This window comes from Pontibacter pudoricolor (assembly GCF_010092985.1).
Lineage (GTDB): Bacteria > Bacteroidota > Bacteroidia > Cytophagales > Hymenobacteraceae > Pontibacter > Pontibacter pudoricolor.
In genome coordinates, this window is the sequence record NZ_CP048106.1 from 282456 (window position 1) to 303735 (window position 21280).

The 21280-nt window shown below is 45.8% G+C and carries 24 protein-coding genes and 1 tRNA gene; 10 read left to right on the top strand and 15 right to left on the bottom strand.

All coding sequences use genetic code 11. From position 1 onward, the window contains the following. Positions 1 to 3: 3 nt before the first annotated feature. The 5 genes from GSQ66_RS01220 to GSQ66_RS01240 all read right to left on the bottom strand — a co-directional run bounded on the left by GSQ66_RS01220 (position 4) and on the right by GSQ66_RS01240 (position 3106). On the bottom strand, positions 4 to 1035 hold the full coding sequence (locus tag GSQ66_RS01220) for an anti-sigma regulatory factor (RefSeq protein WP_162425782.1): 1032 nt from the start codon (positions 1033 to 1035) through the stop codon (positions 4 to 6). Beyond that, the gene (locus GSQ66_RS01225) at positions 1025 to 1429 is read right to left on the bottom strand and encodes an anti-sigma regulatory factor (protein ID WP_162428882.1); all 405 of its coding nucleotides are present in this window, start codon (positions 1427 to 1429) and stop codon (positions 1025 to 1027) included. The genes GSQ66_RS01220 and GSQ66_RS01225 overlap by 11 nt, the downstream gene beginning before the upstream one ends. Beyond that, a complete protein-coding gene (locus GSQ66_RS01230) occupies positions 1422 to 1835 on the bottom strand; it encodes an STAS domain-containing protein (protein WP_162425783.1) in 414 nt (137 codons plus the stop codon). The genes GSQ66_RS01225 and GSQ66_RS01230 overlap by 8 nt, the downstream gene beginning before the upstream one ends. 4 nt (positions 1836 to 1839) lie before the next feature. Continuing rightward, positions 1840 to 2712: an STAS domain-containing protein gene (locus GSQ66_RS01235; RefSeq protein WP_162425784.1), complete on the bottom strand. Its 873-nt coding sequence runs from the start codon at positions 2710 to 2712 to the stop codon at positions 1840 to 1842. A 320-nt stretch (positions 2713 to 3032) separates the two neighbouring features. After that, positions 3033 to 3106 (bottom strand) — tRNA-Arg (locus GSQ66_RS01240). Positions 3107 to 3278: 172 nt separating this feature from the next. Between GSQ66_RS01240 and GSQ66_RS01245 the strand changes: the two genes are divergently transcribed. Further along, positions 3279 to 3695 carry an organic hydroperoxide resistance protein gene (locus GSQ66_RS01245; RefSeq protein WP_162425785.1) on the top strand — a complete coding sequence of 139 codons (417 nt, stop codon included), beginning with the start codon at positions 3279 to 3281 and terminating at the stop codon, positions 3693 to 3695. A 329-nt stretch (positions 3696 to 4024) separates the two neighbouring features. Here the strand turns inward: GSQ66_RS01245 and sucC are convergent, their stop codons facing one another. Beyond that, on the bottom strand, positions 4025 to 5227 hold the full coding sequence (gene sucC / locus GSQ66_RS01250; protein WP_162425786.1) for an ADP-forming succinate--CoA ligase subunit beta: 1203 nt from the start codon (positions 5225 to 5227) through the stop codon (positions 4025 to 4027). A 192-nt stretch (positions 5228 to 5419) separates the two neighbouring features. Between sucC and GSQ66_RS01255 the strand changes: the two genes are divergently transcribed. The 6 genes from GSQ66_RS01255 to GSQ66_RS01280 all read left to right on the top strand — a co-directional run bounded on the left by GSQ66_RS01255 (position 5420) and on the right by GSQ66_RS01280 (position 13086). Continuing rightward, positions 5420 to 6502, top strand: a complete 1083-nt coding sequence (locus tag GSQ66_RS01255; protein ID WP_162425787.1) for an AI-2E family transporter — start codon at positions 5420 to 5422, stop codon at positions 6500 to 6502. A 95-nt stretch (positions 6503 to 6597) separates the two neighbouring features. Further along, positions 6598 to 7272, top strand: a complete 675-nt coding sequence (locus tag GSQ66_RS01260) for an ABC transporter ATP-binding protein (protein WP_162425788.1) — start codon at positions 6598 to 6600, stop codon at positions 7270 to 7272. Between the two features lie 503 nt (positions 7273 to 7775). Further along, a complete protein-coding gene (locus GSQ66_RS01265) occupies positions 7776 to 8564 on the top strand; it encodes a hypothetical protein (RefSeq protein ID WP_162425789.1) in 789 nt (262 codons plus the stop codon). Between the two features lie 130 nt (positions 8565 to 8694). After that, positions 8695 to 9507 (top strand): transporter, encoded by an 813-nt coding sequence (locus GSQ66_RS01270; protein ID WP_162425790.1) that lies wholly within the window; start codon positions 8695 to 8697, stop codon positions 9505 to 9507. 1024 nt (positions 9508 to 10531) lie between these two features. Then, positions 10532 to 12439 (top strand): RecQ family ATP-dependent DNA helicase, encoded by a 1908-nt coding sequence (locus tag GSQ66_RS01275; RefSeq protein WP_162425791.1) that lies wholly within the window; start codon positions 10532 to 10534, stop codon positions 12437 to 12439. A 359-nt stretch (positions 12440 to 12798) separates the two neighbouring features. Next, positions 12799 to 13086 (top strand): putative quinol monooxygenase, encoded by a 288-nt coding sequence (locus GSQ66_RS01280; protein WP_162425792.1) that lies wholly within the window; start codon positions 12799 to 12801, stop codon positions 13084 to 13086. A 326-nt stretch (positions 13087 to 13412) separates the two neighbouring features. Here the strand turns inward: GSQ66_RS01280 and GSQ66_RS01285 are convergent, their stop codons facing one another. The 3 genes from GSQ66_RS01285 to GSQ66_RS01295 are packed head-to-tail and all read right to left on the bottom strand — an operon-like array spanning position 13413 to position 14951. Further along, positions 13413 to 13877 (bottom strand): GNAT family N-acetyltransferase, encoded by a 465-nt coding sequence (locus tag GSQ66_RS01285; RefSeq protein ID WP_162425793.1) that lies wholly within the window; start codon positions 13875 to 13877, stop codon positions 13413 to 13415. Between the two features lie 16 nt (positions 13878 to 13893). Continuing rightward, positions 13894 to 14523, bottom strand: a complete 630-nt coding sequence (locus GSQ66_RS01290; RefSeq protein ID WP_162425794.1) for an HAD family hydrolase — start codon at positions 14521 to 14523, stop codon at positions 13894 to 13896. 5 nt (positions 14524 to 14528) lie between these two features. Further along, positions 14529 to 14951 (bottom strand): nuclear transport factor 2 family protein, encoded by a 423-nt coding sequence (locus tag GSQ66_RS01295; RefSeq protein WP_162425795.1) that lies wholly within the window; start codon positions 14949 to 14951, stop codon positions 14529 to 14531. Between the two features lie 50 nt (positions 14952 to 15001). Here GSQ66_RS01295 and GSQ66_RS01300 point away from each other — a divergent pair, with 50 nt between their 5' ends. Continuing rightward, positions 15002 to 15637 (top strand): YdcF family protein, encoded by a 636-nt coding sequence (locus GSQ66_RS01300; protein ID WP_238395777.1) that lies wholly within the window; start codon positions 15002 to 15004, stop codon positions 15635 to 15637. A 5-nt stretch (positions 15638 to 15642) separates the two neighbouring features. On the opposite strand, the gene GSQ66_RS01305 is transcribed toward GSQ66_RS01300, so the two are convergent. The 3 genes from GSQ66_RS01305 to GSQ66_RS01315 form a co-directional block, all read right to left on the bottom strand. Next, positions 15643 to 15909: a hypothetical protein gene (locus GSQ66_RS01305; RefSeq protein WP_162425796.1), complete on the bottom strand. Its 267-nt coding sequence runs from the start codon at positions 15907 to 15909 to the stop codon at positions 15643 to 15645. Positions 15910 to 16021: 112 nt separating this feature from the next. Continuing rightward, positions 16022 to 16405: an SRPBCC domain-containing protein gene (locus GSQ66_RS01310; RefSeq protein WP_162425797.1), complete on the bottom strand. Its 384-nt coding sequence runs from the start codon at positions 16403 to 16405 to the stop codon at positions 16022 to 16024. A 7-nt stretch (positions 16406 to 16412) separates the two neighbouring features. Further along, on the bottom strand, positions 16413 to 16634 hold the full coding sequence (locus GSQ66_RS01315; RefSeq protein WP_162425798.1) for a VF530 family protein: 222 nt from the start codon (positions 16632 to 16634) through the stop codon (positions 16413 to 16415). Between the two features lie 179 nt (positions 16635 to 16813). Between GSQ66_RS01315 and GSQ66_RS01320 the strand changes: the two genes are divergently transcribed. Beyond that, on the top strand, positions 16814 to 17758 hold the full coding sequence (locus tag GSQ66_RS01320) for an NADP-dependent oxidoreductase (protein ID WP_162425799.1): 945 nt from the start codon (positions 16814 to 16816) through the stop codon (positions 17756 to 17758). 34 nt (positions 17759 to 17792) lie between these two features. Beyond that, positions 17793 to 18314 carry a DinB family protein gene (locus tag GSQ66_RS01325; protein ID WP_162425800.1) on the top strand — a complete coding sequence of 174 codons (522 nt, stop codon included), beginning with the start codon at positions 17793 to 17795 and terminating at the stop codon, positions 18312 to 18314. A gap of 82 nt (positions 18315 to 18396) precedes the next feature. On the opposite strand, the gene GSQ66_RS01330 is transcribed toward GSQ66_RS01325, so the two are convergent. The 3 genes from GSQ66_RS01330 to GSQ66_RS01340 form a co-directional block, all read right to left on the bottom strand. Continuing rightward, complete coding sequence (locus tag GSQ66_RS01330) at positions 18397 to 19596, bottom strand: threonine synthase (protein ID WP_162425801.1); 1200 nt, start codon at positions 19594 to 19596, stop codon at positions 18397 to 18399. A 66-nt stretch (positions 19597 to 19662) separates the two neighbouring features. Further along, complete coding sequence (locus GSQ66_RS01335; protein ID WP_162425802.1) at positions 19663 to 20568, bottom strand: LysR family transcriptional regulator; 906 nt, start codon at positions 20566 to 20568, stop codon at positions 19663 to 19665. A gap of 66 nt (positions 20569 to 20634) precedes the next feature. After that, positions 20635 to 21099 carry an SRPBCC domain-containing protein gene (locus GSQ66_RS01340; protein WP_162425803.1) on the bottom strand — a complete coding sequence of 155 codons (465 nt, stop codon included), beginning with the start codon at positions 21097 to 21099 and terminating at the stop codon, positions 20635 to 20637. Positions 21100 to 21280: the final 181 nt, after the last annotated feature.

Genomic DNA, 21280 nt, shown 5'->3' on the forward strand with positions numbered 1-21280 from the left:
CACTCAGGATTTTGATCGGGCTACAACTACCAGGCTGTCATCTGTTTCACGTTTAAAATCACGGTATACCAAAGCAGCAATAACACTGGAGTCGTGGCGGTGCAGGTTTGGATACTTGCTCAGGTCCCAGCGCGATTTTATGCCGTCTGAATGCAGTATGAGCAATTTATAGTTGTCCCACTCGTAGGTTTGGGTATTGAGCGTATTTGGTATGTTATGCCCCAGTATGCCGTTATAAGCAATAATGTTTTTACTTGAAGCATTTGAAATAGCGGGGCCATCAATAGTATACATTCTGCCTGCAATATTACCTATACCACAATAACTTATTTTTTTACGAGAATGATCGATGTGCACGATCGTACCTACTGCACCCCTGGTTTTACGAATACTGTTGTGAATCTGGCGCAGGTTCTGCGCAGGATCCATAGAATAATTTAACAGGAAGGCAGCCTCTGCTTCCTGGCTGGCCGCACTTGCTGCTGCACCATGTCCTAATCCATCTAAGGCAATAAAATAACAGGTATTCTTATCCTCATACAGGGCGAAGCCATCACCGCAACTGTGCTCATTTGGTTTAGGTACGGTTACTGTGGCTACTTCGAACTTGCTTTTGCTTTTAGGAGCTTCATTCAGCCCTTTGTAGATACGGGAAAGGATAACAGTGCCGCTGCCAATTTGGGAGTAAAGGTCAAACGTATGCGACTGGCGCATAATGGCACCCAGTCCCTCGCCGGCTGTGCCGGTTGTGGACGTACCATCCTCTAACATGCGCTGTGGATCTTTCATACCCGGACCTTCATCCAGGCAGATTATTTCGAGGGCTTTGGCTGAGGTATATTTTACAAGGATCTCTCCGCCCTTAGGAGAGTGCTTTAACAGATTAGATGCCATCTCTGACACCACAATATTTACACGGCCAACTTCTGTCTGAGAAAAACCATGGCTCTCTGCCAGGCGGGTAATATCTCTTTTAACAATATTGGCAAAGCTTCTATCGGCCAGCTGAAAGCGCTGATGATGCTTAACGTCCATTTTTCCAGTGTGTAACAGTAACTGTAGTTCCGGTGCCCACCACACTTTTAATATCAAACTCGTTTACCAGTCGCTTGGCACCAGGCAAACCCAGGCCTAAGCTTTTGCCGGTCGAAAAACCGTCCAGCATGGCTTGTGAGATGTTCTCTATTCCGGGGCCCTCGTCTACAAATGTTAATCTTACGCCGTTCTGGCCGTTTTTGCTGACTATTTCAAGGGTTGTTTTTCCGCCGTTGGCATATTTAAGCATGTTCCGGACAAGTTCGCTGGCAGCCGTAATAAGTTTGGTCTGGTTTACCAGGCTCATGCCTATTTTGGTGCTCAGCTCACGCACCCTGTTCCTGAATGGTACAACGTCTTGTTCCCGCACGATTTGCATCGTGTCTTTAGTCATTGTAATCATCCGGGTCCTCTCCGTTATCTTCGTCTTCTTGTGTGGTTAACAGATCTGTTCTATCATAAAGCAGGTCCATGCCTTTTTCTACGTTAAGGGCAGTGTGTACGCCCTGTAACGTTAAGCCTAGCTCTACTAACGTAATGGCTACTGCAGGTTGCATGCCCACTACTACGGTTTCCGCATCCATAATCCGGGACATAGAGGCAATGTTGCCTAATATGCGGCCCATAAAGGAGTCAACTATGTTTACTGCAGAAATATCGATAAGTACACCGCGCGCACCTGTTTTGCTTACCATACTGATAAGGTCATTTTCCAGGTTTAGTGCCAGCCTGTCGTATAGGTCTACTTGTATAGTTACCAACAGGAAAGGCCCCATTTTTAATATTGGAATCCGATCCATGTACTTATCTTAATATTTTTACGGATGTGTTCGTATTCTTCTTTTTAACTTCAAGTGCCAGCATACTAAAAGCCAGTTGCAACGCAGATGATAAAGAAGCTTTTGTTTTAATGTTAGAAAGGTCGATGCCCAGGTGAACTATAGTTTGAGCGATCTCAGGACGTATACCGCTGATAATACACTCAGCACCCATCAGGCGGGTAGCACTAACAGTTTTAATAAGGTGTTGGGCTACCAGCGAATCCACGGCAGGCACACCCGAAATATCCAGAATGGCAATGTTGCTACCTGTATTTACAATTTCCTGCAACAGGTTTTCCATTACAATCTGCGTACGGGAGCTATCCAGGGTACCGATAATAGGTAAGGCAAGAATACCATCCCACACACGGATAACCGGGGTAGAAATCTCGTTTATTTCGTCGGTCTGGCGAAGTATAACTTCTTCACGGCCTCTTAAATACGTCTCGAAGGTATGAATGCTCAGGCTATCGATCAGCTTATTAAACTGAAGTATTTCCTTGTATAAGATTGCCGGATTATCGCGGTGTTCTTTCTCCAGTACATCTGTAATGGCCTGCTTCAGGCTCAGGATGTAAAGTGTTACTTCACGCGGTGAAAAACCCTGGCGGGCACGGGTTACAGAAATATCACTTAAGATATCTGTTACCTGCTCAAATTCTGAAGTATAGATATTATCGTAATTACCATTTTCGATAGCAATAAGAAGTTTATCCAACAACTCATCCGATTGGCGACGCAACTCATCGTTCGATATAAGGTCTTCACGAAGTGATTCGTCTGCTAATTGGTTTTTTACCCAGTTTTCAAGTATAGTTTTCTTTTTTTTCCTGAGCAGCTGTGCTGATTGGTTCATGTGTCGTATTGCTTTAGCGTATGGCTTGTTGTTGCTTTATTATTGGAATGAGCACGAAGATAGAACTATAAATCAAGCCGTACAATTAAGTGGTGTAATACTATAACTGTTTGTAGCTGTATTTTTGTTACTTTAATACAACAAGTGCAAGGTTACTCATACGGCATTAGCTGGCTTTGGATATGGAACCGGCTAAACTGGAAAGGAAAGACAAGGTCCTGTAGTTCGACGTGTAGCTGGTAGATGCCAGCCGTAGCAGTGTTAAATGCCAAACAAAAAAGCCCTGTAAGCTACTACTTACAAGGCTTTTATAGTTTGTGTGCACCCGAGAGGATTCGAACCCCTAACCCTCGGAGCCGAAATCCGATATTCTATCCAGTTGAACTACGGGTGCAGAACGTGTGCAAAAATAGAAACTATGCTGATAAAAGGAAACATTCACTATAAAAATGTATAAGATAGTTTCGGTTTATAGTTGAGTTTACGCACTATTAGCTTGACTGGCAAAACAATACTTTTAAAAGTGCTGTTAGTAATACCTGAACTATAAACACAAAATATAAACTATGGAAAGAGTGTATACGGCAGAAGTAACTGCCACAGGTGGCCGAAGGGGGCATGTAACATCATCAGATGGTGTACTTGATATGGCCCTCTCGTTGCCCGAAGGACTTGGAGGGGAGAAAGGCAAAACGAACCCGGAACAACTTTTTGCTGCTGGTTATGCGGCGTGCTTCCAGAGTGCATTATTGTTGATAGCAGGTAAACACCACGAACGCTTAGATCCTGCATCCACAGTTAAGGCACACGTGGATCTGCTGAAATCGGACGAAGGAGCCTATGGGCTTGGTGTTAAACTGGAAGTAGACCTGAAAGGCATGGACAAAGACAAAGCCCGCCAATTAGTAGATGAGGCTAACCAGGTTTGCCCCTATTCTATTGGCGTGCAGGGCAATGTGGAAGTGCAGCTGGAAGTGGTTTAAGTTAGAAAGTTTGGAAGTTAGAAGGTTAGAGAGGTAAAGAGAATGAATGGTGTTGTGCTGAACTTGCGACATGGGAACTATGATTTAGCAAAAACTGCACTCGCTCGCGTCCCGGCACGTTTGTTTATAGCAAAGCGGCCAGAGTCTACAGGTAACATACACTCGCGGGAAGCGAGAGAAGGCTGATAAACTATAGAATTTATAATTTTCTAATCTTTATAACCTTCTAACTTTATCAACTCCAAATCTCTCTAACTCACCTCAATTATAAAAAACAAAAAGGGCTGCCAGTTATGGCAGCCCTTTTTGTTTTTTATAATTGAGGAAACCTAAGCTCCAACTTCAGCTAAAACCTGCTTTACTTTTTCAGCGGCTTCTTTCAGCGCAACGGCAGAGTAAACTTTCAGGCCAGACTCGTCGATGATGCGGGCGCCTTCTTCAGCGTTTGTACCTTGCAGACGAACGATGATCGGAACACGGATATCACCAATGTTTTTGTAAGCTTCTACTACACCATTTGCAACACGGTCGCAACGAACGATACCACCGAAGATGTTGATCAGGATCGCTTTTACGTTCGGGTCTTTCAGGATAATGCGGAAACCAGCTTCAACAGTCTGTGCATTTGCCCCACCACCTACGTCAAGGAAGTTAGCGGGCTCGCCACCAGAAAGCTTAATGATATCCATAGTTGCCATCGCCAGACCAGCACCGTTTACCATACAGCCAACGTTACCGTCGAGCTTTACATAGTTCAGGTTAGAGCGGCTTGCTTCTACTTCCAACGGATCTTCTTCTGATTCATCGCGCAGCGCAGCCAGGTCTTTGTGGCGGAACAGTGCGTTGTCATCTAAGTCAACTTTCGCATCTACTGCCAGGATCTTGTTGTCTGATGTTTTCAGAACAGGGTTGATCTCGAACATAGAAGCATCAGACTCTACGTATGCTTTGTAAAGGCTGGTGATGAACTTCACCATTTCCTTGAAAGCTTCGCCTTGTAAGCCAAACGCGAAAGCGATCTTGTTTGCCTGGAATGGACGCAGACCAACAGCCGGGTCGATCCACTCTTTAATAATCTTTTCAGGAGATTTCTCAGCCACTTCTTCAATGTCCATACCACCTTCAGTAGATGCCATGATCACGTTCTGACCTTTTGCACGGTCAAGAAGAATACTCAGGTAAAACTCTTTCGGATCAGACTCACCCGGGTAGTACACATCCTGCGCAACCAGTACTTTCTGTACCAGTTTACCTTCAGGGCCTGTCTGGTGCGTTACCAGTGTCATGCCCAGAATGTCGCTGGCAATTTGCTTTACCTGCTCCAGGTTTTTAGCCAGCTTTACGCCACCACCTTTACCACGGCCACCCGCATGTATCTGTGCTTTAATAACATGCCAGCCTGTACCGGTTTCTTCGGTTAGCTTCATAGCAGCTTTTACAGCCTGGTCCGGCGTTTCAGCCACGATGCCTTCCTGTATGCGTACGCCGTATTTCTTTAAAATGTCTTTACCCTGATATTCGTGTATGTTCATGCTTTCAGTTTTAATGGACGCACGAAAGTACGTCTTCTTAGCTTTAAATTCAAGTAATGGATTTTTAAAATATTGATGCTTTGCTCCAGGCTGATTAAACTATAGTTCTATAACCGTACTGAACGCAACGAGTATAATACGAACAGAGTTTTACCGATACTGGTAACACCTTATTCTGATAAGCTTATCGACATGACGGATAGCTATACTTTTGCGAAACGTGTTGCCATTGCAGCCTTTATAGCTGTGCTTGTTTCCGGTGGCTTTTACTTGCTTGTAACGCAGTTCTATTTCTTTCTGCTGGTTTTTGCCGGTATTCTGCTGGCCGTGCTTTTCTGCGGCATGTCCGATTGGATAACAGGTAAACTGCACCTGAAGAGGGGATGGAGCTTACTGCTGTCTGTACTTATCTTTTTTGGTTTGCTGGTTGGTGCCTTTCTGTGGGTAGGCCCGACTGTGGCAGGGCAGGGGCAGGAGATCAGGGATCTGCTCCCCCAATCGTTACAGGAAGTAGATCAGTGGCTGGGGCAGTATAGCTGGGGCGAAAGGGTAGCGGAAAAATTACCGGAAGACTTAAGCAAAATCTTACCGAAGCAGAGTTCTCTTCTTTCTAAAGTTACGGGTGCTGTAACCACTACACTGGGCATACTGGCCGATCTGCTTATAGTTGTCATTACCGCCCTCTTCTTTGCCTCCAACCCTGAATTATACACTATTGGTTTTACAAAACTTTTCCGGCCTCAACACCGCTCCCGCGTAATGGCTGTGCTGGGCAAGTGCTACCATACACTAAAACTATGGTTGGTGGCCATGCTGTCGGCAATGGCAATTATAGGCATCTCTTCGGCAATTGGTTATAGTCTGATTGGCTTGCCTATGGCTTTTGCATTAGCTCTGATAGCTTTCCTGCTGGCGTTTATTCCAAACATCGGTCCCTGGATCGCGGGCGTCCCGGCTGTGCTTATCGGGCTTACGCAGGGTTCACAAATGGCGCTTTATGTTATTCTGATCTATGGCGGCATCCAGATGATAGAGACGTACGCTATCACGCCCATCATTTTCCAGAAAACGGTGGCGCTGCCACCTGCCTTGTTGCTGTTCTTCCAGGTGTTGCTGGGGTTGGTGCAGGGTACTCTTGGCCTGTTGCTGGCCGCACCTATACTTGCCGTACTTATAGTTGTGGTAAAGGAACTGTATGTAAAGGATGTTCTGGAGGATGAAACGAATGCGCAGCAAAATAGTAGCGACGGTCCTTCCAGGTCAGGAATTTCCTGAGCGGGCTACAATCAGTTCTGCCCAAATTAAATCCGACAAAAATTTTGTAGCTTTGGAGCTGTATAGTTTCATTTCACTACTATAGGTTTTTCAGCGTGCTGCAGGTATCAAACATCCATAAAAAATACGGTAAACTCGAAGTTTTAAAAGGCATTGACCTGACCATTGGTACCGGCGAAGTGGTATCTATAGTTGGTGCCTCTGGAGCGGGCAAAAGCACCTTGCTGCATATTTTGGGTACATTGGATAATGCAGACTCCGGGGAAGTATTGTTTGAAGGAAAGAACATTGCCAAGTATAATGCTACCGACCTTGCCAGGTTCCGAAACAGGCACATTGGTTTTATCTTCCAGTTTCATAACCTGTTGCCAGAGTTTACTGCTGTCGAGAACGTTTGCCTGCCGGGCTTTCTGGCTGGCCGCCCCGAGAAAGAGGTTGTGGAGCGTGCAAAAGAATTACTAATGATGCTTAACCTGTCGCACCGGCTGGATCATAAACCTTCTGAAATGTCGGGTGGGGAGCAGCAACGTACCGCAGTGGCACGCGCTCTGATTAATTCTCCGGAGATAATATTTGCAGATGAGCCGAGTGGTAACCTGGATTCAAAAAACGCCCAGGAACTACACGACATCTTCTTTAGGCTGCGCGCTGAGTTTAACCAGACCTTTGTGATCGTTACCCACAACGAGCAGCTGGCCTCCATGGCCGACCGTACCCTGGTCATGAAAGACGGCCTGATCGTGCAGGAGGTATTATCCAGCCAGAATTAACGGCTGATTGTTAAATTGTTGGTTCAGCTAAAGTATTATAATACGAAACGTATTGCGTCTCTATTAACTATAAACTAACTGGTGCTGGTATCTGACCGGTGACGTGCAGTGGACGCAAGTCTACAGACTTCTTTTAAACTATAGTTGTGTAGCGGAATCAAAGTCAAGTTTAGGTACTATAGTTTCATAGCATGAAGACGCAAGGTATTGCGTCTCTACATCTCCCAAACTTTCTAACTTACACTTTTTTAACTTTCTAACTCTTAACCTCGTCCTTCTCTAACTCCCAAACTCGTTCTCTCTTTCTCTCGTAAACTCCTCTTACCCTTTTCTCTTTTAGCCAAAGCTTGCACAGCTTTAGTAATGGTACTAAAAATTTTAGAAAATAGTTTGTAACTAGTTGATAATCAATGTTATAAATTGAGTAATTTTTTGCATTTTTTGCACCATTTCTGTAGGCATTGTGTTTAGATATTGTACTTAAACAAACAAAGCTAATAGAGATGAATCAACCAAGTAAAGACTTAAAAGTACAGAAGCCTAAGGTCGAGAGTTATGACATTGCGAAGTCGGATGAAACCATGCATCTGGCGGTAGACCTGGCGAAGTTCATTAAAGAGAACAGACTATACCAGAACATACAGGGTAAAGAATATGTGAACGTAGAAGGATGGCAATATGCCGGTTCGCGTTTGGGTATACTGCCTGTAGTGGAACATGTGGTGAATATCAGCACAGATGATGAGATAAAGTATCAGGCAAAAGTTAACCTGCTGGATCTGCGTAGCCAGTTAGTGGTAGGGGCAGGTTTTGCGATCTGTTCTAATAAGGAGCAGGGTAAAAAATACTACCAGGAGTTTGCGATTGCAAGTATGGCGCAGACACGTGCCATTGGTAAAGCATACCGTAATATTCTGGCCTGGATCATCAGAGCGGCCGGTTATGAGCCAACACCTGCAGAAGAAATGGATTACAGCGGCAACGAGCCAGCCAAAGCTGCGAAGAGCCCTGCCGTACCAACTGAGAAGAAAGCAACTATGCGAGCTTCAGAAGCGGCTGCTACAGCTGACAAAGAAGCAGCAGAATCGCCATCTGCCAGCGTGCGTTACGCATCGGCGAAGCAGAAAGAAGAGATTATTCGCCTGCTTAACAACCCGGTTATTACGCGCCAGGAGAAAACAAAGATGTTGCTGAACATTAACCGTTTCGACGAAGAGCGTGCTGCTCAGGCTATCGATAAACTAAAGAAAGTGATCGAAGAGCGCGAAGACGGTCAATCTGCCGCTGCTTAATCAGGAACTATAACAATACTAAAGCCTGCTTCAAAAGAGCAGGCTTTTTATTTATTTAATTTAGATTTTAGATTAATCTAAAATAATATACAACATTTGTCTAAATATTCGTAATGCCATGTAAAAGCAAATGATGAACGACACTATTACTAAATCCTCCTGTTATGTTAAACGATTGCTATCTGCAGCAGCATTTATACTTCTGGCGCAGCAGGGATATAGCCAGCAAGTAAAACCTACTCCACAACCGGATCTGGAAACGGACCGGCCAGACCAGACTGAAGCAGCTTCTGTAGTACCTGCTCGTTCAATACAACTGGAAGCTGGCCTCTACTTCCTGAAAGATAAGATCGGAAATGCAACGCTAAATTATACCGCTTATCCCACGGCATTAGTAAGATTCGGCATTCTGGATTGGCTGGAAATGAGAGCCGAAGGCACATACCAGCGGTTAGTTGTTGAAGATGAGATCAGAACCAGAGCAAATGGATTTGGACCGTTAACAGTTGGCACTAAAGTACAACTATGGAAAGAAAATGGCTTCAGGCCGCAAGCCGCGGCTATGGCAATGGTTGATCTTCCGGTTGGGCACAAAGCGTTTAAACCAGAAGACCCACAGCTTGGTTTGCGCCTGATGTTCAGGAATTCACTCACTGAGAAAACGGACCTGAACTATAACCTGGCTTATGGCTGGGAAGATGGGGAACCGGTAATAGGCTATGCTGTAAGTATAGGAAGAAGCTTAAATGATAAAATGACAGTGTATGGAGAGGTTTTCGGTGATAAACCAAACGGATCGAAGGCTGAACACTCTTTTGATACCGGTCTGTTATTCCTGATTTCGCCTACCTTGCAAGTAGATATAGCTGCAGGTACAGCCCTGAATTTACAGGCGCCGGATTACTTTATCACAACAGGTTTTAGCCTGCGTTTGCCGAAGTAGGTATTGAATAACGATTTTATGGATTGAGGGGATTTGTTTAGGTTTCGTAGCAAGCAAGCTCTTTTGAGTGCATCGTTCTGTAGTTGCTATTTTAACCCACCCCTGCCCCTCCCGGGAGGGGAATTTCTGATGTTGCTATAGTTGAGAGTTGTAGTTCTATAGTTACCGTTTGTCATCCCCCTGCTCCTCGCCCTCGCTCGCGTCTCGCGAGTGTGAGTTACCTGCGGACTCTGGCCGCTTTAACCTGTGCCTGCGGCACAAGTGGCGGGACGCCACTAAGTAGCTCACACTCGCGAGACGCGAGCGAGAGCATTAAAGAAGTTGAATTTAATAGAATGAAACGGCCATGCCCTTGAGGGGACAATTCCGCTATTAGTTTTCGAACTGTCATTTCGACGGAAGGAGAAATCTGAGTTTGCTATAGTTGCAGCCTGTCGAGCGGACAGGTTGCGACCTGTCCCTACGGAACTACTACCACGATAAGGCGATGCAACTATAGTTTCTCAAGCAAACTATAGTTTAGCTATCGAACTGATCACAGTCTTTGGGTTGAGCGCCTTTGCTTTGTTGCGGTGCCGCAAGGCAACCCGAGCAGAGCGAGGGTAGCAAGAAAGCAACAGCGCGATGCCCTTATCGAGGGCCCCTACCCCCAAGACGGGGCCTCCCGGCCGTGAGGGCATCAAAGCCAACTATAAAATGATAGGAAAGTAAAGCTCCCAGGATTAAAGAAAGCTATAGAAGAAAAGGCTTGGTTCGGATAGTAATCTATCAAACTAAAGAACCCAGATTTCTCCAGACATCGACATAACAAAAATATTATTGGACACTTAAGATATATCAACTGCGCTTGAAATGCCAAGAGAGAAATCAGAACACAAACACTAGCAGGAGTTAAGCACACTGCCAGGACTTGTTATTTAAGAATAATCAACCTGGTTTTTAAAATCGCTTTACCTGACAAATCACTAAATAATTCTGACTTCTCTCCCCAAAACTTTATCTTCGCTGAATAAAAAGCAAACCCTTGCAGGACATCCATCACATCCTTAAAACTTACTGGGGTTACGACCAATTCAGGCCGTTGCAGGAGGATATTGTGCAGTCGGTGCTGGATGGAAAAGATACGCTGGCGTTGCTGCCTACCGGAGGTGGTAAGTCTGTCTGCTTTCAGGTGCCGGCCATGGCCAAAGATGGTATTTGCCTGGTTATTACGCCCCTCATCGCCCTGATGAAAGACCAGGTAGAACAACTAAAAAAGCGGGATATTCCAGCTGTGGCAGTATACTCAGGCATGAACCGTCGGGAGATAGATATTGCCCTGGATAACTGTGTGTATGGGAACATTAAATTTTTGTACCTGTCGCCAGAACGTTTGCTAACTGATATATTTCAGGAGCGGGTAAAGCGGATGAAGGTGAATTTATTGGCTGTGGATGAAGCGCATTGTATCTCGCAATGGGGCTACGATTTCAGACCGCCCTACCTGCAGTTGGCCGAACTTCGTGAGCTTTTACCCGGTGTGCCGGTTATAGCGCTTACCGCCACAGCAACCGAACATGTTCGCAAAGACATACAGGAAAAGCTCCGGTTTAAGCAGCAGAATGTGTTTGTTAAAAGCTTTGCCCGATCAAACCTCTCGTACTCCTGCCTGTACACCGAAGACAAAATTGGCCGGCTGTTGGAAATTCTGCAACGCATGCAGGGGCAAACTATAGTTTATGTGCGCAGCAGAAGACAAACGGTAGAAATTGCCCGTTTTTTGCAGAGCCGACAGATTTCGGCCGGAGCCTACCATGCCGGGCTAAAGTTTGAAGAACGCAGTAAAGCGCAGCAAGCCTGGATAGATGACAAAGTGAGGGTAATAGTGGCGACCAACGCTTTCGGGATGGGGATTGACAAACCGGACGTGCGTTTGGTGGTGCACCTGGATTTACCGGAAAGCCTGGAAGCGTATTACCAGGAAGCTGGCCGTGCCGGACGTGATGAAAAGTATAGTTACGCAGTAATACTTTATGGCCCAAGCGATGTAGCAGACCTGCACAAGAAGGTAGAAGAAGCACATCCTCCGCTGGAGCTTACACGCAGGGTTTACCAGTGTTTAGCCAACTATTACCAGCTGGCAGTTGGTAGCGGAGCCATGAGCAGTTTCGATTTTGAGCTGGCCGATTTTGCGAAGAACTATAAACTGAAGGCGCTGGAAGTACACCATGCTATTAAACGACTGGAAGGGGAAGGGTACCTGCAGCTAAATGAAGGATATTATTCACCATCACGCGTTTTTATACAGCTAAATAACACTGCGCTTTACGAATTTCAGGTGATGAACCCGGAGCATGACAATTTGCTGCGTCTGCTCCTGCGTATGTATGGTGGTGAAGCGTTTGCTAATTTTGTAAAGATATCGGAGCGTAAACTGGCTGAATACCTTAAAAGGCCTGAAGATGAAATACGCCGTAAGCTGGAGTATTTGCACAAATTACAGGTTATAGTTTACGAACCGCAACACGACTCACCGCAGCTGGTATTTACAAAGCCCCGCCAGGATGCCCTTAACCTGCCTCTTAACCACAAGAAACTGGACGAATTGCGAGAGCGTGCCCTGAAGCAGGTGAAGGAAATGGGGAAATATGTAGAGAATACCAACCGTTGCCGTACCCAATTGCTGCTGGCTTATTTTAACGAGATATCGGACCAGAACTGCCGCATCTGCGACTTTTGCCTGGCACAACGTAAAAAGGCGCGCGAAGAAACAGAGTTAGGAAAAATGCGCGAAAAAGTACTGACCTTACTCCAGCAAAAACCTTACCTGCCAAAAGAGCTTATGCAACAGTTCGAACCCAAAGATGCAGAAACTATAACAACGCTCGTACGGGAGCTGATAGATATCGGCGAAGTAGCTTATACACCTGCAGGGCAGGTACAAAAAGCATAACCTATAGTGGCTAACCTCTGCAAACTCTAAAACTTATCTATAGTTTGTAGCGCACAAACTAATAATTGCAGCTTTCAAATACACTATAGTTATCAATGTTGCCAATAATTTACTGACCTCTTCGTAGGTGGCATATCTGGCAATAGTAGCTTTTGTTTTGTAAAGTAGTGTTTTACAGAGAAATAAGATAAAATAAGACAGGTATATAATTATACTTTCACCATAAAAAATAGTGTTTATACTAAAATAAGGCGCAAAAGATGTGTGATATGTATGGCATGCGTATATGCTATTAATCAACGTTGTGTAAAATATGATGGGATATAACTAGCACATACTGAAATAGCAAATTAATGGCCATGATCGTAATTTTAGAAGCCCGAATACGGGAAGAGTCAGTAGATGAGGCCAAAGCTTTTTTTCAGAAGATTATACCAGATACACGCATTTACGAAGGCTGCCTTGCCAGCAAAGTTTTCCAGGATGAAAAGGAGCCGACGTCGTTACTAATGGTTGAAGACTGGGAGTCGGAGGACCACCACAGGAAGTACCTTGCCTGGTGTACTAAAACGGGTATGTTGCGCAAGTTACTGCGCTTTTTGTCGGGGCCCCCAAACTTACGCTACTACCATACTTTGGACATGTAAACGATAGCAAAAAATAAACAGCCGCATCAGGAGACCAGTTAAACCTTTAATTAATTTCCCGGTTTTGGTTATAAATAAAGTAGTTGCATAGTTCTGGCTGTAACCTTATACAGATTCCGGCATCTTTAATAAAGCACGAAAATAACCTGAACTGGCAGCATCATCTTACATGTAAAGTTGAGAGAGCTATAGCAAAAGCCTGTAGGCAAAATTAAGATAAACTCCTTTTGAGGTAGAGGGCAAAAGGAGCTAACGGGTACAACCACAAGTATACTGTGGTTGTGCTTCGTTTTTAATAAGGGGTCAGTTTACAGGAGTAGTTATAGTTACTTCAGTAACAGTACCATATGCTGTGTAGATGCCGAAAAACCTATTTCCTGCCAGAACCTGATAGCACCTGCATTTTTAACGGAAACCTGTAGCTCAATGTGGTCAGCACCTTTATCTTGTAGCCAGTTACGTGCCGCTTCAAATAATTCCTGACCTATACCTTTGTTCCGGTAAGCTTCATTAATTATAGTTTCTGCTATGTAGCCTTTCCTGCTAAGTTCAAAACCATTTACGCCCTGCCGTATACTGCAGATCATCATGCCTATCCAATCGCCATCCTGTTCATAGGCAAACACCTTGGTGTCTTTCTCCCTGATGCGTTTAAGCAGCTCAGCTTTTAATGCGTTTTCATGGTTTGGCTTGCATTTAAACACTTTATGCAGGCCCTGATGGTGCTGCATCAGCTCAAGCCACAACACAAAAAGTTCATCTATATCTTCTGGAGTCGCTTCTACGATCATAAGGTGATTTTATTCGCTAGAAAAGTCTTTTAAGATCAGCCGGCGATTTAAGGTAAATAGTATAGTCCGGAGTTTTGCCAAAACCATAAGCAGCATACACAAATGGAATTCCAGCTACTAAACTGGCTTCGTAGTCGCCTATTGTATCGCCAACATACACAGGGGTTTGCAGGTTGTTTCTTTTAATGATGTCTTTCAGGTTTTCGCCTTTGGGGTTTCCGGTTCGGCCAGAACATTCATGATCCTCGAACAGGTGGGAGAGGTGGTGGAATTCATAAAAAGCCTCGATATAACCATCCTGGCAATTACTTACTATAAATAACTTATAGTTGCCATGCAGGTATTCCAGCGCCTCTTTCATGCCTGCAAACAGTTCGCCGCCAAACTTTTTAAGATGCTGCATCTCTTCACGTCCACTGATCTCCATCAGTTCTTTTTTCTGGGCATCTGTCAGGTCCGGAAAGAATTTATCGTAGATCAGGTCGTGTTGCATGCCTGCCACAGAGCGAATATCTTCCTGCGTAATTTCCTGAATATCAAAATCCACCTGTTTACGCGCTTCGTTCCAGGCACGGGCCACGGTGGCCGTGGCATCCCAGAGTGTTCCATCCAGGTCAAATATAAGGCTGTCGGTGTTCCGTTTCATTTTTTTTAATTCTGAGGATCAGGATAAATAAAAGTTACTTCATAAATCCTGCTGTCGCGGATACGGTAAATGGCAATTGCTTCAGTCCGCGGTTTGTTTTTATCGGTCTGCACGCGCTCATGGTCTATTACCACATTGCCTGACACAATCCGGTTTACAAGTTCACAATGAAGATCAGGGGTTTCGGCAAATTTCTGGCCGTAGCGCTTTCGCATTTCGTCTATCCCCTGGTAACTGAGCACGCCTGGCTGGCTGTATACTTTAACATCATCGCTGTACGCTTTTATAAATGTATCGATGTCGCGGTTGTTGTAGGCCTGTAGCTGTAACGTGGCGGGCGCCTCAGTGCCGGTGGTTTTAGGAATGTATTGGGAGAAAACAGGTAAAGCAGCCATAAGCAGAACTATAGTCAGAGCATAAAGTTTCATGGTTAAAGCTAGGCAAATTTACGTAAATCCTGAAGCGGCGGGGTGCGTATATGGCTCGTATGTTAGAAGAATTGATTATTCGTACGCTCTGCGATACCTTACCAGCCACACCTGCCGATGCCCTGTTTTTGTTTGGCCAGACAGAAGACAACCAGGAAGCTGCATTTGCCGCCGCAAAATTACTCTTACAGGAGAACTATACGACTAAGGTTTTGTTTTTGGGCACCGGACCCATGAGTGGTTACCCTGGCGGAGCCACCTGGTTTGAGGCCATGAAAGCACTTGGCATTCCGGAAGATTCGCTGTTCCAGATACTGCCTGTTCCGGCAAACACCGATATGCTGCACACGGGTATAGAAGCTACTTCGATGGTGCAGCATGCGCTGGCTCATGGGTATGCAAAAGTTATAGTCACAGCAGCTCCTTTTCAGCAGCCAAGAGCGTTTATGGCAGCCGTTACCGCGGCACTGCGCATATACCCTGACTTAAAGATCTATAGTTTGCCCGGAAAACCATTGCCATGGCAACAAGTGGCAGTACACTCGCAAGGCAAAACCGAAAGCACCCGCGCCGGCCTGATAGCCGGAGAAATGAAACGAATAGAAAAGTATAGTAAACAGGGAGACCTGGCTACTGTTGATGAAGTGCTAAAGTATTTGAATAAGAGGGATATTAAAGAACTATAGAAGCGCTATGGTGCTGGTGCAGAGAGCGTTTGTTTTACCAGTAGCTTGTTCACTGTTAAGTTATCTATTTCCAGCTCGTCAATTCTCATTTTACAAACTCTGGAACCACCAATTGCCAGTTTCCCGATAGCTATAGTTCCGATAGCTAAGGCCCCGACAGCCAGGGCTCCGCAGGCAAAAGCACCAATAGCAAGCGCTCCTGTAGAAACAGCTCCTGCAGCTGCACGTTTTATAGCAAAGCTTTCTGCAAATGTTCTAGAGATCTTTGTCATAACTATAGTTGGTGAAGTTACTGATAACTATAGCTAACGGATTGATAAAGACAGAAGTTAGACGATTTGGTGATTAGCCTTATGGGTTGGGTGAGAAGCTGTTTTCAAAAGATTACTCGCCTTCATAAAACTCGATCAGGGCTCCGAAATAAGCCTCGTCCCAACCTTCTGCTATGTCGTTATAATCGTGGTCGGGGATGTTGGTATGGCGTAGTTCTGCGGAGGTGCCGTACTTATGCGGGTGTAATTTTATAGTAACTATAGAAGGCTCTTCCTGCTCGCCGAAATACCATTGCTGCACAAGCTTTTTCCCTTCTTCAAACTCCAGGTTTCTGCCAACTATACTTCCATCAAATAACGAAAACTCAGATCCGGGTTCTGTGCTCATTTCCGCTTCATCGCCGGTCCATGCTTGCAGCGTGAGCGGGTTGGTAAGGGCAGCATAAACCAGTTCAGGCTCTGCCGGTATAAGGTAGTATTTCTTTATATCTTTCATGTAACGGCTATTTTTTTGAAAACGTACGGATGTATAGTTCCTCTACTTTCTGGCGTGCCCAGGGTGTTTTGCGCAAAAACTTAAGACTGGAATTAATGCTTGGGTTAACGTTAAAACTGTTGATGCTGATCTTATAGCCAAGCTCTTCCCAGCCGTAATAATCTACAAGTTGCACCAGGATACGCTCCAGTGTTTTTCCGTGAAGTGGGTTATTCTTTTGTTCTTCCATTCTTTTCAGGCCCTTTTCCTGTTTGCTGCATACGTAGTCGGCCTGCCGGGCGGCAAGTTATAAATAAGCTGCGGCCTTTTCTGCAGCTTTCCGCAATAAATCTTAAGTATAGCCTGCTTAACTTTTTGTTTTAGCGTAAGTTTAGTAAGTACACTTTTTTGCTAACCAAATCTATACGTATGAAAGCATTTGTAGTAAACGAGCCGGGCGCACCGGAAAGCCTGCAACTAACTGAGATCGAAAAGCCAACTATAAAAGAAGACGAAGTGCTGGTAAAAGTAAATGCCATTAGTATAAATCCGGTTGATACCAAAACCCGTGAAGGCAAAGCGTTATACGCCACGTTAAAAGAAACACCTCCCGTTATACCTGGCTGGGATATTTCTGGGGAAGTGGCGGAAGTGGGAGCGAAGGTAACCTACTTTAAACCCGGCGACGAAGTGTTTGGGATGGTGAATTTTCCGGGGCACGGCAGAGCTTATGCCGAGTATGTAGCCGCCCCTGAAGCGCACCTGGCACATAAGCCCGCCAACGTGCCGCACCACGAAGCCGCCGCCGCTACACTTGCCGCGCTAACTGCCTGGCAGGTACTTGTAAACGAAGCTGATATACAACCGGGCCAGCGTGTACTCGTACATGCCGCAGCAGGGGGAGTCGGCCATTTTGCGACCCAGATAGCGAAGTATTTCAAAGCATTTGTTATTGGTACGGCATCAAAAGAGAACCATGATTTTATAATGAATATGGGCGCCGATGAGCAGGTTGATTATAATGAATATAAAGTTGAAGATGTGGTGATGGATGCCGATATTGTAGTCGACTCGCTTGGCGAAGAAAATTCACTACGCTCCTTAAAATGCCTGAAAGAGGGCGGGAAGCTGATATCTATATTAGGCGGTGCAAAGGAAGCGGTGCAGCAGGAAGCCCGGAAACGGAATATTGAAGCGAAGAACTACCTGGTACACTCAAGCGGTGAAGATATGGCTAAAATTGCCGACCTGCTGAGCCAGGAAAAGCTTACGGCGCATGTATCGCATGTCTATGATTTTGAAGACATGGCCAAAGCACATGCCCAGGTAGAGACCCGCAAAACCCGGGGCAAAGTAGTAGTGCATGTAAGTTAACTTAAACCTTTGTTCATACTAAAACCCCATCATCATGACACAAACCAAGACTCTGGAAGTGTGGCTGCGCGGACCGGTAAACGGCGTGCCTGCTTTATTGCAACCCGTGGCACATGCATTGTTGCAGGCCTGCGAGGAAGTAGAAAGTTTTATGCAGGATTTTCCGGAAGACCTGATCTGGGATCGGCCGGCCGGCGTGGCATCAGTTGGGTATCATCTGCAGCACTTAACCGGCATTCTGCAGCGCCTGCTAACCTATGCCCGCGGCGAAGCACTGTCTGAAGACCAGCTGGCTTTTCTGTATGCCGAGGGCAAACCAACCGAAGCCACAGCACAGGACCTGTTGCAGCAGTACCGTGAGCAGCTTGATAAGGCAATGGAGCAGTTAAAGCAAACAGATGAAAGCACCTTAACCGAAGTGCGCCGGGTAGGGCGTGCGCAGGTAGAATCTACGGTGATGGGTTTGTTGTTTCATGCGGCGGAACACAGCATGAGGCATGTGGGACAATTACTGGTAACGGCACGCGTGCTGCGCTGGCAAGCTAACGGGGCATAGTTTATAGTTTAGTGCCTGCAACTAGTTAGTTATAACAACGCCCTGCATGTAACAAACCATGCAGGGCGTTATCATATTACACTTATTGAAAAACATCCGAAAGGTTCTCCATGTATTTTTGGCCGGAGCCTGTGTTCAGCAGCAGTATCTTTTCATTACGGGAGATCATGCGGGCCTCTACTAACTTGCGTGCTGCCATCCAGACGGCGGCTCCCTCTGGGGCCACAAACAAACCTTCTGATGCTCCTAACTCCTTCAGGCCGGTTACCATTTCGGTTTCGGTAATGCTGATGGCCGTGCCACCAGACTCGTGTATTGTCTGCAACATAAGGGCTTCGCCCAGGGGGCGGGGAACTGCCAGTCCGTTGGCTATAGTTGGTTTTCCCACATAGTTCTGCGCATTAGGCTGCCGGCCCGCTAAAGTCTCGATCAGTGGCTGGCAGTTGGCGGCCTGCACGGCTACCATGCGGGGTAATTTTATAGTTGGTTCCAGCCAGCCAAGCTGCTGCATTTCGTGAAAGGCTTTCCAGATGCCAATTAAACCGGTTCCGCCTCCGGCAGGGTAAAGTATTACATCGGGTAAGGTCCAGTTCAGCTGCTCGGCAATCTCATACCCCATGGTTTTCTTGCCTTCCAGGCGATATGGCTCTTTCAGCGTCGATACATCCAACAGGTCGCCATGCTGGTTTAGCTCTTTAACTTTTGCAGCACAGTCATTGATCAGTCCGTCTATCAGCACCACTTCGGCGCCATACCAGTAGCATTCTTCTTTAAAAGCTTTGGGTGTGTGGCGGGGCATCACAACAACGGCACGCATACCGGCTTTGGCGCAATAGGCGGCCATTGCTACACCGGCATTACCGGCTGTAGGTATAATACAGCTTTCTACACCATGTTCCTTTGCCTTGGATATGGCCATACTTAATCCGCGTGCTTTAAAAGATCCGGTAGGGTTTTGGCCTTCGTCTTTAAGAAGCAGGGTGTTAAGCTCGTATTTTGCCGCTAAATTTTTAAGGGCAACTATAGGTGTAAATCCTTCGCCCAGGCTAACGATATTTTCCGGATGAAGTACCGGCAGCATTTCTTTGTAGCGCCACATCGTGCCTTCGCGCTGTTTCAGTTCAGATTTCGGAAAGTGGGCATCTTTTAGATAGTGTGCCAGCAGTGGTATGTGGCAGCATGGCGATACCGTTTGCTTCTGAAAAGCCGGGTGTTGGGTGCCACACCTGGAGCAGGTGAGGTTGCTGAGGTAGCTTATGCGTTGTTCAAGTATTGTTTCCATATCTGTAACTATCTACGGCAAATAGCAGACAGGATATGACGAAACAAAATAGCAAAGGGGAATAGGCTATTCCTGTTTGGAATAGTAACGTTTGGTAAACTGTATAAATCCTTTGTAAGGAAAATTGCTCTCGGTGCCTTTGCGCTGTATAAAGTTGAAGCTGCGTTTTACCTTCAGGTCTTTTATGGCAACTTCTACCAGTTCTCCGGTTTGCAGTTCTTTCAGTACGGCCTGGCGTGGCAAAAAAGCAAGGCAGGTATCTACACGTACAAAGTTTTTCAAAGCCTCGGTGCCGCCTAACCTGATGCGTATTGGCAGCTTTCCCAGGTCAATTTTCTTTTGTTTCAGGGCATCTTCCAGCACAGCAAGCGTTCCGGAGCCATGTTCGCGCAAAGCCAGCGGTATATCATACAGGTCTTTTACCTCGAGCTGCTGCTTTTTAAGGGGGTTGCGCTCGGAACAAACGGCGATCACGTCATCTGTCAGGAAAGGGGTGTAGGTAACATTGCTTACTTTGCTAATGCCTTCCACAATACCCAGGTCCAGTTCATGATCAAGTAAAGCTTTTAATATGTTTTCGCTGTTGCGGTTGCGGAGGGTCAGGTTTATAGTTGGGTTTTGTTGCAGATACGCTGATAGTACCGGCGGCAGAATATACAGCGAAATGGTAGTGCTGGCGCCCAGCAACATTGTTACCTGCGGCGAAAAGTTTTCGTTAAGCTTTTTAAACTCATCGTGAAGCTCGTGTTGCAGCTGCCTGGCTTTCAGTAGTTTTTCATAGAGCAGTTTGCCGGCAGGAGTAAGTATGATAGTGTTACCTAAGCGCTCAAACAGGCCGGTTTTATAATATTCTTCCAGCGCTTTTACCTGCTTGCTTAGCGCAGACTGGCTTATAAAAAGCGTTTGGCTGGCTTTGGTAAAGCTAAGCAGCCGGGCCACTTCCATAAATATTACGTGCTTGTGTGAGAGCATCTCCTGGTTAACTATAAATACCTGTATTACAACTCCTGCCTGGTTAACTATACGTTTTGTTTACCGCTATGCCTCTGTCTTCATAAAATCAAAAGCACCTTTTCGGAGGTTAATGCCATACTCCAGATACGCTTTCAGGCAGGCCAGGAAATTGGCCCAGCCGGCAGTGTTGCCCATCATCCAGGCTATACCTGCTTCGTTGTTATCCATTTCCTTTTCAGTGATGGTTACCACTGTGGTGTTTTCTCTGCTTGGCGCTAATGTTATTTCTACCAACAGCGCGCTGCCATCTGTGCCATCCCAGTAATAGGAGATGTACTTGTCCTGCTCTACATTGCCAACTCGTACCGGAAAGCTTTCATCAAATTCAGGAAACTTCCAGGTAACGGTTTTGCCTTCTTCCATCGGGCCGGAGCCTTCTGAAATAAAGTAGTTCGACATTTTAGCCGGATCAACTATAGCTTCGAATACTTCGTGCACCGGTTTCAGGATTTGTATTGCTGTTTTAATTTCAAGTTTCTTGTTTTCCATGTTCGTTTATACTTGCTGCCTTAAACCATGTGGTTAGCAGGTCGCGTTCTATGTCGATTTAAGTTTTATGTGCGCATGTATTTGCCGGTACTTTCCAGCCTGCTATCAGGACCGTTCAGCTTTTTTAAATCAAAGAAGCTGAACGGTCCCGGGTTTGAGCTGTGCCTGGTTAATCGTACTT

Excerpts from the sequence above, each read along its gene's own strand:
- GSQ66_RS01290 (WP_162425794.1), bottom strand. The coding sequence starts at position 14,523 with ATGAAACGGAACACCGACAGCCTTATATTTGACCTGGATGGAACACTC.
- GSQ66_RS01315 (WP_162425798.1), bottom strand. The coding sequence starts at position 16,634 with ATGGAAGAACAAAAGAATAACCCACTTCACGGAAAAACACTGGAGCGT.
- GSQ66_RS01235 (WP_162425784.1), bottom strand. The coding sequence starts at position 2,712 with ATGAACCAATCAGCACAGCTGCTCAGGAAAAAAAAGAAAACTATACTT.
- GSQ66_RS01305 (WP_162425796.1), bottom strand. The coding sequence starts at position 15,909 with ATGACAAAGATCTCTAGAACATTTGCAGAAAGCTTTGCTATAAAACGT.
- GSQ66_RS01255 (WP_162425787.1), top strand. The coding sequence starts at position 5,420 with ATGACGGATAGCTATACTTTTGCGAAACGTGTTGCCATTGCAGCCTTT.
- GSQ66_RS01245 (WP_162425785.1), top strand. The coding sequence starts at position 3,279 with ATGGAAAGAGTGTATACGGCAGAAGTAACTGCCACAGGTGGCCGAAGG.
- GSQ66_RS01320 (WP_162425799.1), top strand. The coding sequence starts at position 16,814 with ATGAAAGCATTTGTAGTAAACGAGCCGGGCGCACCGGAAAGCCTGCAA.
- GSQ66_RS01265 (WP_162425789.1), top strand. The coding sequence starts at position 7,776 with ATGAATCAACCAAGTAAAGACTTAAAAGTACAGAAGCCTAAGGTCGAG.
- GSQ66_RS01225 (WP_162428882.1), bottom strand. The coding sequence starts at position 1,429 with ATGACTAAAGACACGATGCAAATCGTGCGGGAACAAGACGTTGTACCA.
- GSQ66_RS01325 (WP_162425800.1), top strand. The coding sequence starts at position 17,793 with ATGACACAAACCAAGACTCTGGAAGTGTGGCTGCGCGGACCGGTAAAC.
- GSQ66_RS01220 (WP_162425782.1), bottom strand. The coding sequence starts at position 1,035 with ATGGACGTTAAGCATCATCAGCGCTTTCAGCTGGCCGATAGAAGCTTT.
- GSQ66_RS01300 (WP_238395777.1), top strand. The coding sequence starts at position 15,002 with ATGGCTCGTATGTTAGAAGAATTGATTATTCGTACGCTCTGCGATACC.
- GSQ66_RS01280 (WP_162425792.1), top strand. The coding sequence starts at position 12,799 with ATGATCGTAATTTTAGAAGCCCGAATACGGGAAGAGTCAGTAGATGAG.
- GSQ66_RS01230 (WP_162425783.1), bottom strand. The coding sequence starts at position 1,835 with ATGGATCGGATTCCAATATTAAAAATGGGGCCTTTCCTGTTGGTAACT.
- GSQ66_RS01335 (WP_162425802.1), bottom strand. The coding sequence starts at position 20,568 with ATGCTCTCACACAAGCACGTAATATTTATGGAAGTGGCCCGGCTGCTT.
- GSQ66_RS01330 (WP_162425801.1), bottom strand. The coding sequence starts at position 19,596 with ATGGAAACAATACTTGAACAACGCATAAGCTACCTCAGCAACCTCACC.
- sucC (WP_162425786.1), bottom strand. The coding sequence starts at position 5,227 with ATGAACATACACGAATATCAGGGTAAAGACATTTTAAAGAAATACGGC.
- GSQ66_RS01270 (WP_162425790.1), top strand. The coding sequence starts at position 8,695 with ATGATGAACGACACTATTACTAAATCCTCCTGTTATGTTAAACGATTG.
- GSQ66_RS01295 (WP_162425795.1), bottom strand. The coding sequence starts at position 14,951 with ATGAAACTTTATGCTCTGACTATAGTTCTGCTTATGGCTGCTTTACCT.
- GSQ66_RS01285 (WP_162425793.1), bottom strand. The coding sequence starts at position 13,877 with ATGATCGTAGAAGCGACTCCAGAAGATATAGATGAACTTTTTGTGTTG.
- GSQ66_RS01340 (WP_162425803.1), bottom strand. The coding sequence starts at position 21,099 with ATGGAAAACAAGAAACTTGAAATTAAAACAGCAATACAAATCCTGAAA.
- GSQ66_RS01310 (WP_162425797.1), bottom strand. The coding sequence starts at position 16,405 with ATGAAAGATATAAAGAAATACTACCTTATACCGGCAGAGCCTGAACTG.